The 12,322-nt window shown below is 71.5% G+C and carries 9 protein-coding genes; 2 read left to right on the forward strand and 7 right to left on the reverse strand.

Annotation, left to right across the window (positions count from 1 at the left end):
- Positions 1-10: 10 nt before the first annotated feature.
- The 4 genes from WMF45_RS15260 to WMF45_RS15275 form a co-directional block, all read right to left on the reverse strand.
- The gene (locus tag WMF45_RS15260) at positions 11-1,609 is read right to left on the reverse strand and encodes a thrombospondin type 3 repeat-containing protein (protein WP_437717613.1); all 1,599 of its coding nucleotides are present in this window, start codon (positions 1,607-1,609) and stop codon (positions 11-13) included.
- Positions 1,610-1,632: 23 nt separating this feature from the next.
- A complete protein-coding gene (locus WMF45_RS15265; RefSeq protein ID WP_437717614.1) occupies positions 1,633-3,087 on the reverse strand; it encodes a hypothetical protein in 1,455 nt (484 codons plus the stop codon).
- Positions 3,087-4,154, reverse strand: coding sequence for a PEGA domain-containing protein (locus WMF45_RS15270; protein WP_437717615.1), 1,068 nt, complete (start codon positions 4,152-4,154; stop codon positions 3,087-3,089). Before WMF45_RS15270 ends, WMF45_RS15265 begins: the two co-directional genes overlap by 1 nt.
- Positions 4,155-4,365: 211 nt before the next feature.
- Positions 4,366-6,018 (reverse strand): FAD-dependent oxidoreductase, encoded by a 1,653-nt coding sequence (locus tag WMF45_RS15275; RefSeq protein ID WP_437717616.1) that lies wholly within the window; start codon positions 6,016-6,018, stop codon positions 4,366-4,368.
- Between the two features lie 814 nt (positions 6,019-6,832).
- Here WMF45_RS15275 and WMF45_RS15280 point away from each other — a divergent pair.
- On the forward strand, positions 6,833-8,614 hold the full coding sequence (locus WMF45_RS15280) for a PE-PGRS family protein (RefSeq protein WP_437717617.1): 1,782 nt from the start codon (positions 6,833-6,835) through the stop codon (positions 8,612-8,614).
- 66 nt (positions 8,615-8,680) lie between these two features.
- On the opposite strand, the gene WMF45_RS15285 is transcribed toward WMF45_RS15280, so the two are convergent.
- Positions 8,681-9,067, reverse strand: coding sequence for a KGG domain-containing protein (locus WMF45_RS15285; protein WP_437717618.1), 387 nt, complete (start codon positions 9,065-9,067; stop codon positions 8,681-8,683).
- A gap of 986 nt (positions 9,068-10,053) precedes the next feature.
- On the opposite strand from WMF45_RS15285, the gene WMF45_RS15290 reads away from it, so the two are divergent.
- Entirely contained in the window at positions 10,054-11,079 is a 1,026-nt protein-coding gene (locus WMF45_RS15290; protein ID WP_437717619.1) for a phosphatase PAP2 family protein, read from the forward strand.
- Between the two features lie 132 nt (positions 11,080-11,211).
- Here WMF45_RS15290 and WMF45_RS15295 read toward each other — a convergent pair whose 3' ends face one another.
- Positions 11,212-12,030 (reverse strand): ABC transporter transmembrane domain-containing protein, encoded by an 819-nt coding sequence (locus tag WMF45_RS15295; protein WP_437717620.1) that lies wholly within the window; start codon positions 12,028-12,030, stop codon positions 11,212-11,214.
- A complete protein-coding gene (locus WMF45_RS15300) occupies positions 12,027-12,218 on the reverse strand; it encodes a hypothetical protein (RefSeq protein ID WP_437717621.1) in 192 nt (63 codons plus the stop codon). Before WMF45_RS15300 ends, WMF45_RS15295 begins: the two co-directional genes overlap by 4 nt.
- Positions 12,219-12,322 lie beyond the last annotated feature (104 nt).

Raw genomic sequence — 12,322 nt, forward strand, 5'->3', positions numbered from 1 at the left:
GCAGCGGCGGTCACGCCGCGTGATCGCGCCGTCGGCGAGCGCCCAGGCCCAGCGCGCCCGCGAGGAGCGCCACGAGGCCGACGAGCGCGCCGCCGCGCTCGCCTCGCTGCATCGCGCAGACCAGCCCGGACGAGACCTCCGGCTCCGTGGACCCGCCGCCGCTGCTGCCCGCACCGCCGCTGTCGTCGCAGGCGTCGCCTACCCCGTCGGCGTCGCCATCCCCCTGATCCGCGTTGGCCGCGAGCGGGCAGTTGTCGTCGCCGTCCGGGACGCCGTCGTTGTCGTCGTCCGCGTCATCGACGTCGCAGGCGTCGCCCTGATAGTCCTCGTCGTTGTCGGCCTGATCCGCGTTGGGGACGGAGGCGCAGTTGTCCTGCTCGTCCGGGACGCCGTCGTTGTCGTCGTCTTCCTCGCAGGCGTCGCCCTGACCGTCGCCGTCGCTGTCGGCCTGATCGGGGTTGTACTCCTCGTCGCAGTTGTCCGCCGCGTCGCTCAGGCCATCTCCGTCCACGTCCTCGCAGGCGTTGCCCACGCCGTTGTCGTCGGCGTCCGTCTGATCGGGGTTCGGCACGTGCGGGCAGTTGTCCGTCTCGTCCGTGATGCCGTCGCGGTCGCCGTCGACATCGGCCCCGAGGTCGCAGGCGTCGCCGCGGCCGTCGCCGTCGCCGTCGGTCTGATCCTGGTTGAGCACGTGCGGGCAGTTGTCCTCCGCGTCCACGACGCCGTCGTTGTCGTCGTCGTCCTCGCAGGCATCGCCGGTGCCGTCGTCGTCCGTATCTTCCTGGAACAGATTGGACACGACAGCGCAGTTGTCCTCCACGTCGACCACGCCGTCGTCGTCGCTGTCGGGATCGCAGGCGTCCCCGAGGCTGTCCCCGTCGGCGTTCTCCTGGCCAGGGTTCTGATCTACAGGGCAGTTGTCCTCTGCGTTGCGCAGCCCGTCGCCGTCGGTGTCGATGTCGGGCTCGCAGAAGTCGCCGATGCCGTTGCCGTCGCCGTCCTCCTGGTTCGGATTGCGCGTGGCAGGGCAGTTGTCGCAGAGATCGCCGATCTTGTCGTCGTCTCTGTCCTGCTGGAGCGAGTTCGGGACGTCGCGGCAGTTGTCGACGTCGTTGTCGATGCCGTCGCCGTCGTCGTCACCGGCCTCACAAACGTCGCCGGTGCCGTCTCCATCGGAGTCCAGCTGATTGGCGTTCACCGTGAAAGGACAGTTGTCGTCGGCATCCAGGACACCGTCGTTGTCGTCATCGTCGTCGCAGGCGTCGCCGGTGCCGTCCGCCTCCGCGTCCGACTGGTCCGGGTTCATCGCGACAGGACAGTTGTCGCACGCGTCGCCGACGCCGTCGGAGTCCGAATCCCGCTGATCCTGGTTGGGAGCGGACTGGCAGTCGTCGCACGCATCGCCGACCACATCGCCGTCGGCGTCCGCCTGGTCCGGATTCTGGGTCTGCAAGCAGTTGTCCTGGGAATCCACGACCCCGTCCAGATCGGTATCGGGGTCCTCCGCCCAGCCCGTTGCCGGCAGGATCAGCCCGAACAGGCCCGCCACGAGCCCCACCGAGAACCGTCGCCCGCGCGACCGCACGCCCCTCGTCCCCGCACGTTTCATCGCGCCTCCATTCGTCATGGCCTTCATGGCGACAGCTTGGTCACGAACACGTCCGTGCCCTCGCCTCCCTCGATCCGCTTTTCCCCGAACGTCACCTTCCCGGTGAACGCGCCGGTCACGTAGACCTGCCTGTCACGGTCGATGGCCACGCCCGTCGCCCGGTCCGCGCCGGCGCTGCCGAAGCGGTGGCTCCACCGGTAGCCGCCCTCCGGATCGAGCTTGGCCACGAACACGTCGTCGTCCCCCGCGCTCGTCACCGATCCGTCCGCCAGCGTCGTGTCTCCGCGGAACCCCCCCGCGACGACCACGTCCCCCACGCCGTCGACGAGGAGCTGCCCCAGCGACGCGCCGTCCTCGCCGATCACCCGGCTGTAGATGTGCTCGCCCTCCGGATCGAGCTTGGCCACGAACACCGCCTGGTGCTCTCCGGCCGTCCGAGGGCCCCCGCCGAGATCGATCGTCGCGCCGAACTCCCCGCCGACGATCACGTTGCCCGCCCCGTCCACCGCGACCGCCTTGGCCCGCTGCGGCCCCGCGTCGCCGAAGCGCTTGCTCCAGCGGTGCTCGCCGAGCGCGTTGAAGCTCGCCACGAACACATCGAAATCCCCGGCGCTCTCCAGCGGCTCGCCGCCCAGATCGAGCGTGCCGGCGAAATCTCCGATCACGATCGCGTTGTTGCGCGCGTCCATCGCCACGGCGCGGGCCTGCTGATCGAAGCCGTCGCCGAAGCGCTTGCTCCAGAGCGGCACGCCGTCGTTGTTGAAGCTCGCCAGGAACACGTCGCTGCCTCCGGCGCTCTCGAGCCGGTCCTTGCCGACGTGCAGCGCGCCCGAGAAGCGGCCGGCCACGGCGAGGAGCCCCGCCGCCGTCGCCCCCACGCTCGTCGCCGCCTGGAAGCCGATGCCCCCGAGCGGCTGCAGCCACAGCTCCTGCCCCTCCGCGTCGAGCCTCGCGACGTAGCCGTCTCGCCCGCCGGCGCTCGTCCGCGGCTCGCCGCCGAACTCCAGCGTGCCGGAGAACTCCCCCGCGACCAGGAGGCCCTCGTTCCCGTCCGGCACGAGCGCGTTCACCGTCTGCGGATCGAACGCACCGAAGCGCTTCAGCCCGAGCCCCGACCCGTCGCTCGCCGCGAGCCGCGCCCAGAAGACGTTCTCCTCGCCGATCGGGGTCACGCTCTCGTCGTCGAGGGCCACGTCCTCCGCCTTCGTGAGCCTGCCAACGAGCGCCGCGGTGCGGTCGTCGAAGACGGCCACGCTCGCCCCTGCACGCTCCCCGTCGCCCCCGAGCGCGCGCGCCCACTGCACCTCGCCGCCCGACCGCGGCGCGCCGCCGCCGCCTTCGCCGCCGGCCCCCACAGGGGTCGCCAGGCTGAGCTCGGGAGCGCAGCCGAGGACCACAGCGCCGAGCGCCGCAGCGCCGACCATCACGACGCTGAGCGCCGCGCCGGCTGTCGCCGGATAGAACCGCCGTACCCTCATCAGAACACCCCCTGCCACACCAGGCCCTGCGCCGTGGGCGTCGCGATCGGCACGAGCGACGACGCCTGCTCGCCGCCCGCCCTGGGCCGCAGGAGGATGCCGCCCAGCGCCGCGCCCACGCCCACGAGGCCGACCGCGCCGAGCGTCACCGACAGCCCCAGGCTGCGGTTCCACCGCGCCCGGAGCCCCTCCATGCTCTCGAAGTCGTGGACGCCCCGATCACACACGGACCCGGGGCACTCGTCCTCGACCCGAGCCCGCGCCGCCAGGTGGTCGGCAGCGAACACCGCACCCCCCGCGAGCGCCGCGAGCCCCACGCCGCCCGCCGTCCATGCCCACAGCGGCACCGGCGCGCGGGGCTCCGCCGGCGCGTCCGCGGGCGGCTGCTGCCCTCCGCCCACGTTTGCGCTCATGCTCCCACCTGCGGCAGCACCTGGCTTCGGCTCGGTCGAGCGCCCCGGCACGAGGTGGATGCGGACCTCCACCGGCGCGCGCTCCGCCTGCTTCAGCGTGACCTCGCGCCGCGCCGTCTGGAAGCCGGGCGCCGACACCACCACCTCGTGGCGACCGGGGTTGAGCTTGCGCGGGTAGGGGAGCGCCGCGCGGGGGATCGGCTGGCCGTCCACGCGCGCGTCGATCTGGTCCAGCGCCGCGCCGTCGACCCGGAGCTGGAGCGACGGGATGCGCGCCTCGAGCTGATCGACCATCGCCGCGGCGGACGCCCGCGCCTGCGTGAACACCGGCGGCTCGTCGCTCCCGAGGGGCAGGTGGACGACCTCGTAGGCCGTCTCCCGGGCCTCGATCAGGCGACCGAGCGCCTCGTCGGCGCGCGCGAGATCGAGCCCCGTCGTGGGGGCGCGCACGAGCGCATGGGCCGCCTGGAAATCCTCGCGGGCGCCGGCGACGTCCCCCGCGTCGCGCTTCTTGCGCCCCTCGATGAGGAGCGTCCGCGCGGTCTGCCGATCGGCCGCCGAGGGCTCGGCCCGCGCCGGAAGCGCCCCGGCGACCGAGAGGACAGCCAGGGCTATGCCTGCGGCGCGGGAGGCACGGGGGCGCAACAATTTCATCTCATCACCAAGCCGCCCGGGACTGTCCCGGACTACTCGATCATGATCGCACGCCGCTCGCGCGGGGGTCAACTACGCCAGCGCGCGCGCATCGTGCTCATGGGCCCATGGCGCGCGCATCGCGGTTGGCGTCGATCGTGTTGATCCCGTTGATCACGTCGATCCATGCCCATTGCGCTCACCGCATGTTGGCGTTCGCGACTCGCTCCGTTCACGTGGCCGCGCGACTCTGGGGCAGGGGCACGACCGCAGGCTGGCCGGCGACCCCCTCCCGCTCCCTCGGCGGCGAGACCGATCCTCCGGCGCTGAGAGGCGCCTCGCTCGGCGCGATCGGCGTGAGATCGGCCGTCGCCGGGCCCCGGAGGACGCGGCCCATGGCGTCGAAGCGGGCGCCGTGACAGCGGCAGTCCCAGCTGCGCTCCGCGGAGTTCCACGAGACCACGCCGCCGAGGTGGGAGCACATGGCCGACATCTCGTGGATCTGCCCTTGCGGATCACGGTAGACGGCGAGCTTCTTCAGGCCCCTGCGCACGACGGCGCCTGCGCCGGGCGCTATCTGCGCCACGTCAGGGACATCGCCCTTGCCGAGCCATGAGGCGTACTGGCACGCGACATTGAGGTTCTCCTTCGCGTACTCGGAGACGGCGGCCAGGCTCAGGTTGACGCGGGCGGGATCGAAGAGCGACGCCATCCGGCTCTCGCGGCCCTGCACGAGATCGGAGATCACGAGGCCCGCGATCGTCCCGTGCGTCATGCCGTTGCCACAGTCGCCCGTGGAGATGAGGATCCTCGATCCCTTCTTGATGCGACCGATGTACGCGAGGCCGTCGACCGTCTCCATCACCTCGCCGGACCAGCGGTGCAGCACCTCGCCGGCCTGCGTGAAGCGCTCTCTCGCCCATGCCTCGAGCCGCGCGTGGCGCTGGTCCGCGTCGCTGGCCTGTCCGGTCTTGTGGTCCTCTCCTCCCACGAGGAGCACCTCGTCCGGGCCGTCCGCGCCGTTGATGTTGGCGAGGCGGACGTAATGGAACGGTTCGGCCGTGTCCCAGTAGAGCCCCGGTGGGACAGCGCCCCGCGGGATGCGCAGGCCGACGACGTAGGTCCGGTAACCGGCTTGCTTCAGGTGCACGGAGAAGCGCGGAATGAACGGGGAGTTCGTGGCGAGCACGGCCTCGCCGGCGATCACCCGGTGCCCGCGCGCCGTCTTGACGACCACCCGGTGAGGCACGGCGCCCTCGTCGACGTCGACCACGTGCGCGAGCGTGTAGAGCTTGCCGCCGTCGCGCTCGATCGCTCGCGCGAGCCCCGCGAGGTACCTGCGGATATGAAACTGCGCCTGATCGGGGAAGCGGACCGCGGGCCCCGTATCGAAATCGAGCAGCGGCGCGCGGTCGACGTAATGGGTCGAGCCGAGCCCGGCGCGGTGCGCGGCCTCGAGCTCGTCCCGGAGGGTGGACGGGGGCGATCCCGGGGCTGTGAAGAGATAGCCGTGGACGCGCCGGAAGTCGCAGTCGATCTTCTCTTCCGTGACGATCCGCTCGATCGTCTCGATGGCCGCCGTGTGGCTCCTTGCGGCGCGGCGCAGGCGGCTCTTGCTGTGGAGCTTCGCGAGCGAGGCCCAGCGCCGGTCGAGCGCGTGCGTGATGTGCGCGGTGGTGAGCCCTGACTCGCCCCCGCCGATGGCGCCGTTGTCGAGGACGACGACGCGCTTGCCGGCCTTCGCGAGGAGATACGCAGTCGTCAGCCCGGCGATCCCCGCGCCAACGACGCACACGTCCGCCTCGTGGTCGGTCGCGAGCGGGGTCATCGGAGGGATGACGGCGTGGGTCCAGGCGGTGTTTTTATCGTAGGCTCGCTCCGTCATAGGCGCTCCGCGTCTGGACGCCGAGCGCTCTGGCTCGGCGCTTCGTCTCGGTGATGGGTCATGGGGTCTGCCGCCCGGGAGGCGTGATGATCCGCCTCGCCAGACGCCCCGGATGCGGCCTCCATGGCCGCCGCGCCGCCGGCGCGCGCGGGGGGACGCGCGCCGGCGGCGCTCTTCGTTCGCGCGCGAATGCGCGCTCGGGCGAGCTCGTCAGACCCCTTCCGCGGGTCGGCGGAGAGGTGGTTGAAGCGAGCGGGCGACAGGCGGGTGAGCGGCCGAGCACCGTAACGGCTCTTGTCCGCGCGGCGCTTGTCGCCGCTGCACGCGAAGGGCGCGAGCGTAACGAGCGTAAACGGAGTCGTCGCGCTCCTGAGCCAAGCCACCCACATCACTCACGGGACGATGCAGATCGCGTACCGCGCCCACCGCCGCCCGGCGCGGCTTGTATGTTGGACGTGCCGCCGGCTCGCGGTGGGGCATTCTGCCACGATGAGGCAAACCTGCGACGGGCGCGGCGCGCGTCCGAGGCCATCGCGGGCCGCGTGCAAGAGAACGGTTGGTCAGCGGGGAGCGCCGTTCAGGCGAGGCGCGCCGTCCAGGTGGGACGCGCCGTTCCGGCGGATCCAGGGGTAGCCGATCGTTGCCACGAATTCGCCGCGACAGCCGCTTGATTCGATCCGCGCGCACGCGTACTTGACGTCCACGACACAGCAGATTGAGGACGTTCGACAGCCCACAGCGAAGGGGTGCCGGATCGGCCTTGGCTCCACCGAGCGCCCACGGCTCGGGCTCTTCGTCGAGACATGGAGGATGGATGAAAGCGCACCTGGTGACGAACGTGGCTCGGATTGCTCTTCTGACGAGCATGGGGCTTCCCCTGGGCTGCAACGGCTGCGACTCGGAGCCTGAGGACGGCGTCACCTCGTCGGCGAGCGGCGTCGGAGGCGCCGGCGGGCAAGGCGGCGAAGGCGGGCAGGGCGGGGCCGGAGGCGGCGGGGGGCAAGGCGGTGAAGGAGGTGCCGGGGGCCAAGGCGCCGGCGGCAGCGGTGGAGTCGGAGGCGCCGGGGGGCAAGGCGCCGGCGGCAGCGGTGGAGTCGGAGGTACTGGGGGGCAAGGTGGCGAAGCGGGCGCCGGGGCATCAGGTGGAGTGGGGGGCGCAGGCGGCGACGGCGGCGCGGGCGGTAGCGGCGGCGGCGAGCCTCCGGCGTTCCTCGGAGATGCCCTGTGGGGGCTCGGCGCCGGCGAGGCGAAGAACGAGCGAATCGAGGCGATCACGGCGGATCCGCACGACAACGTCGTCCTGGTCGGCGGCTTCGAGACGGCGATCAACTTCGGTGGCGAGGCAGACGCCCTCGTGAGCGACGGTGGTCTCGACCTCTTCGTCGTGAAGCTCGACGCGGCGGGAGGCCACGTCTGGAGCAGGCGTTTCGGGGGCAAGTCCGATCAGGTAGCGTTCGCGGTGGCCACGGATTCGATCGGCAACGTCGTCGTCGCCGGGGAGTTCGAGGGAACCCTCAACTTCGGCGCGGACGCGAGCACGGAGCTCGTGAGCGCCGGTGGGAAGGACCTCTTCGTCGCCAAGCTCGACGCCGGCGGCAACCACCTCTTCAGCAAGCGCTTCGGCGGCGAGCTCGACCAGGGCGCCACGGCCGTGGCCGTCACCGAGGCGGGGGAGATCGTCGTCCTCGGCATGGTCGACGGCAGCATCAATTTCAGCGAGGCGCCCGGGACCGCGCTCGAGGGGAGCGGCGGTCCCAACGTCGTCGTGGCGAAGCTCGACGCCGGCGGCGGGCACCTCTGGAGCCGGCGGTTCGGCTCCGCGGAGAGCTGGCAGCGCTTCCGCAGCATCGCGGTCGGCGAGTCGGCCCTCTACGCGGCCGGCGCGTTCGGCGGAAGGCTCGAGATCGACGGCCTCGTCGTGGAGAGCGCCGTCGACGGCTCGCGCGACGACGAGCCGATCTACGGCATCGATGGGCTCGTCCTGCGGTTCGATCTCGCGTCGGGCAGCCTCGTCTGGGGCCGGTCGCTGGGCGCCGCCGGCGAGCAGTTCGCCAAGTTCGTCGGCCTCGGGCTGGATGGCCATCCGGTCGTGCTCGGCAACTACAGCGCTCCGTTCCGCGTCGGGCTCACGGACATCGAGCGCGCCGCGGTCGGGGATTACGACCTCTACATGGCCCGGCTCGACGCGGAGACCGGTGAGCCGCTCGCCGCCCGTGGGCTCCCGTCCGCGGGCGACGAGTTCGTCTGGGGCTTCTCGCAGGACCCCTGGGGCAACCACGTGCTGAGCGGTTACTTCACGGAGGCGCTCGAGCTTGGCGGGCCGCCCGTGGAGATCGTGCCGCCCGAGTCGGGCGATGCGTTCGTCGCGAAGCTGAGTCCGGACTTCTCCGAGGAGCTCTGGTCCGACGTCTACCGCGATGGGGTCTTCTGCTTCTCGACGGCCCAGGCCGTCACCCGAAGCGGGAACACCGTTGCCGCTGGCCTCTTCCACGGCGAGCGGATCGAGCTCGGCGGCGGCCTCCCCGCCATCGAGCACAGCGCGCGTGTGGGCGATCGCAGCAACGGCGACGTCTTCCTCGTCACGCTCTCGCCGTGACGGACGATCGGGCGCGCGGGCACCCCCGCGCGCCTGATCACCGGCGGCGATGTGCCGCAGCGCTGCTCAGTTCGCCTCGTGGCGCGGCTCGGCGGCGTCGGCGTGCCGTGCGGCGCTGCTGCCCTGCTCGCCCTCGCGCTCGCTCTCCCCCAGCGCGTCGCTCTGTCCGTCGCCGCGCGACTCGCCGCCCTTGCGGCCGATCTGCGCCATGTGTCCGCGGTTCTGGCTCACGGCCGCGCCGCCCTTGCGGCCGATCGCGGCCATGTGCTCGCGATTCTGGCTCACGCTCGCGCCGCCCTTGCGGCCGGCCGCGCGGGCCTCCTCGGAGCTGAACTCGTGGGCCGTGCCCTTCTCGTGCGCGGCCTTGCCGCCCATGCTGGCGATCGCGCGTTGCTGCTTCTGGTCCATCGCGGCGAACCCACGACTGCTGCTCTGACCGTGTTGCTGTGCCATGCGTCGTCTCCTTGGTGTCTGGGCGCATCGCATCAGCGCCCTCACGGGGCGACCCAGGCGTGGTGCCCTGTGGGATCGTCGCTGAACGATGTCGGCTCCTCCGGGGGACTGCAACGCGAGTGCCATGAAGAGGGATCCATGGACACGCGACGTCACCGGCGCGGATCCAGCGGGACTTCCGTGGACTTTCGTGGGCGCTCGGGAGCGTCCAGGGTGCGCTCCAGCAGGGTGAGGTGACCGCGATCCTCCGCGCGCGCCCGGGGAAGACGCGGTTTCTGCGCCGACGTGCGCAGCGCCGATTGCGTCGCGTTGCGTCCGGCGCCGCTCAGCCCGGCCGAGACCGGCGTTCCAGCGGACGCCCCGCCGCGCGGCAGACTGCCCCACCGATCATGAGCGCGCGGGCCATCGCGCCTCGTCCGCGCCACGTGGTCGAAATCCACGGCGCCCTCTCGTGTGGACGACTCCAGCGCTCGCGACGTCGCCGACGTCGCGGCCGACGGGACGCCGCGACGATCGAGCTCCGGTGCCCAGCGTGCTTGACGGCCCGCGTTGTCGATCGCCGTCGCGGATCCCCCGACCCACGTTGTGGGCGCAGCCGTCCCGCAGATCCAGGGGCGACGCCGTCGCGCAGATTCTGCGCTTCCGGGAGCCCGGCAGTCCAACCTGGGACGCGACAGCGTCGTCGTGACGCGTAGACCCTGCGCCGCTGCGTCGCCGCGTTCGCACGCGAGCGGTCCGCCGAGGCGGCGGTTCGGCTGTCGCGGGAGCGCCATCCCGGGAGCGTGGAGGCCCCCTAGGCTGTCAGGCGGCGCGAACCGGCCCGTCAAAAACTCGACATCCGTGTGGCCCCCGAGTTGCTCCGCCCGTTACCTCCCGGTCGCTGGAGCGTCACCGATGTCACGGTGACGCCACGCGCGAACACGTGATACAGAGCGGCCCGGCGTCATCAGCCCATGCGCACCATGCCATCCCTGGAACATCCCCGAATGCAAGAGAGGCTCACAACGGACTGCGATGAGGTCGCCGGCTCCGGCGGGCTGGTCGACGTCGAGCCCGAAGGCGCGCTGTTGAAGGACGCTCTGCGCGGCCTGGTCGGCGTGTTCGCTCTCCACGACGCGATCCTCATCGGCTATCTCGCCTTGACGACGATCGTCCTGCTTGGCGCGCCGCCGACGGAGCTGCGAGCGCAGTGCATGAACCGCAATCTGGCGGGCATCGCCGCCCTGGTGTCCGTCTGCGTGCTCGTGCGCCGCGCGACGTTCCTGGCGCCCTTGCTCCGGAGCGTCCTTTATCGACTCTCGCTCGTCGGCGCTTTCCTCCTCAACTACCTGTCGCTCCGGACCCTCCTGCCGACCGTCCGGAGCGACAGCGTCGACGCGGAGCTCCTCCGCCTCGACCTCGTCCTCTTCCACGTCGAGCCGGCGCTCTGGATGGAGCGCTTCAACACGCGCCCGATCGTGGAGTGGTTCTCCTTCTTCTACTTCAGCTACTTCTTGATCTGTTTCCTCTCGATGGTGCTGGCGCTATGGGTCGCCCGCCCAGGCCGGGGGACGACGGAGTACGCGGTCGGCACCACGATCGTCTACTGTGTTGGCCAGCTCGGTTACATGGCGGTCCCTGCGTACGGCCCCATCAAGGCGCTGAGCCACCTCTATCAGGGGCCGCTGGACGGCGGCTTCTTCTGGGGCTGCGTGAGCAGCGTCGTGCAGGCCGGCGGCGCGATGAAGGACGTCTTTCCCTCCCTGCACACGGCCGCTCCCCTCTGGTTCGCCCTGTACACGTTCCACCGCGCCCGCACCGACCGGCGCCTCTTCTGGCTCGCCGTGGTGGCCGCGTTCTTCTCCATGAACATCATCGTCTCCACCATGCTCCTCCGCTGGCACTACGCGGTCGACGTCGTCGCCGGCGCCGTCCTGGCCGTGGGCACGGCGTGGCTCACGCCGCGGCTCGTCCGCTGGGAGGAGGGCCTCCGCGCCCGCATGGGTCAGCCGCAGCCGTGGAGCTTCCGGTAAGCGCGCCTCTCCGGCGCCGGCGCGCTCCAGTCCTGCGCGCCTCGGCGTCGGGGGACGCTCGCCTCAAGGAGCCGGCCTCGGCCTGAGCTCGGTGAGCACGAGCGCCCGCGGCCTGCTCGATCGGGCGGCCGCTCAGGCGAGCGGTGCCTCCCACGCTTTCAGCGGAGCACCCCGCGGGAGCTCGTCGGCGCGGTCAGCCGCCGGCTGGAGCCGCGGTGCCTCGTGGACGCGGGCCTGCGGCGCCTCCATCGCCGCAGGCGCGTCGGCGGCGCTCTCCGGCAGAAATCCGTCCGACTGCTTGCTCCAGAGCCGCTTGTAGGCCCCGTTTCGCGCGAGCAGCTCGGCGTGCGTGCCGTCCTCGATGATCCGGCCGTCCTCGAACACCAGGATGCGGTCGAGGTGGACCACGGTCGAGAGGCGATGGGCGACGACGAGCACCGTCTTCCCCTTCATGACGTCGTCCAGCGTGTCCTGGATGGCCTGCTCGGTGATGCTCCGCGCGGACGCGGCGCGCACCGCGTGGGGCTGACACCGGGTCGCGAGCCAGTAGGAGATGCCGACGAACAGCGCCGCCCACGCCGAGACGACCGCGGCGAGCGCCGGGTGAGCGCGGTAGAGCAGCCCGAACGAGACCGAGAAGACGATGGCGATGGGCCAGAAGTCGAAGAGGATGGCCCACAGGGTCTGCGAGACCCCCATCGACGTCTCGCTGATGCGGTGGGCGAGCGCCCCGGCGAAGTTGTTGCTGAAGTAACGATGGGAGTGGTGCTGGAGGTACGCGTACAGATTGCGGGTCACGTTCTGGCGCTGCCACGGCCCGACGAGGATCTGACAGAGGCCGGCGATCCGGCTGAACAGGAACTCGCCGGCGATGAGCGCGACGAACAGCGCCAGCGCGTCGCGCAGCCGCCCGCTCAGCGCGGCGCGGCCAGCGCCCGACGCCTGCGTCACCCCCTGGATGACCTGTGCCCGATGGCATACGGGATCATGATGCCGCACGAGGCGTGGGCCGACTCGAACACGAACATCGCCAGATACCAGGCGCGGTAACGGCCGACGAAGTGAACGATGAACCGGAAGGGCGTGTCCGGGAGCACCGGAGCGCCGAGGGCGCGCTGCAGAGATGTCTTGAGTTCCACCGAGATGTCCTGGGGCGCCCTGCGCGCCCTCATGAGCTGACGGTCTTCGCGCGCTCCGCCCTCACATGCCAAGTGCACTAACCGGGCCAGCTCTGCCCTGGCCG

Source organism: Sorangium sp. So ce448, assembly GCF_051520915.1.
Lineage (GTDB): Bacteria > Myxococcota_A > Polyangia > Polyangiales > Polyangiaceae > Sorangium > Sorangium cellulosum_B.

What these genes read in the sequence shown, in the direction of transcription:
- WMF45_RS15260 (WP_437717613.1), bottom strand. Translation starts at nt 1,609, where the DNA reads ATGAAACGTGCGGGGACGAGGGGCGTGCGGTCGCGCGGGCGACGGTTC.
- WMF45_RS15265 (WP_437717614.1), bottom strand. Translation starts at nt 3,087, where the DNA reads ATGAGGGTACGGCGGTTCTATCCGGCGACAGCCGGCGCGGCGCTCAGC.
- WMF45_RS15270 (WP_437717615.1), bottom strand. Translation starts at nt 4,154, where the DNA reads ATGAAATTGTTGCGCCCCCGTGCCTCCCGCGCCGCAGGCATAGCCCTG.
- WMF45_RS15275 (WP_437717616.1), bottom strand. Translation starts at nt 6,018, where the DNA reads ATGACGGAGCGAGCCTACGATAAAAACACCGCCTGGACCCACGCCGTC.
- WMF45_RS15280 (WP_437717617.1), top strand. Translation starts at nt 6,833, where the DNA reads ATGAAAGCGCACCTGGTGACGAACGTGGCTCGGATTGCTCTTCTGACG.
- WMF45_RS15285 (WP_437717618.1), bottom strand. Translation starts at nt 9,067, where the DNA reads ATGGCACAGCAACACGGTCAGAGCAGCAGTCGTGGGTTCGCCGCGATG.
- WMF45_RS15290 (WP_437717619.1), top strand. Translation starts at nt 10,054, where the DNA reads ATGCAAGAGAGGCTCACAACGGACTGCGATGAGGTCGCCGGCTCCGGC.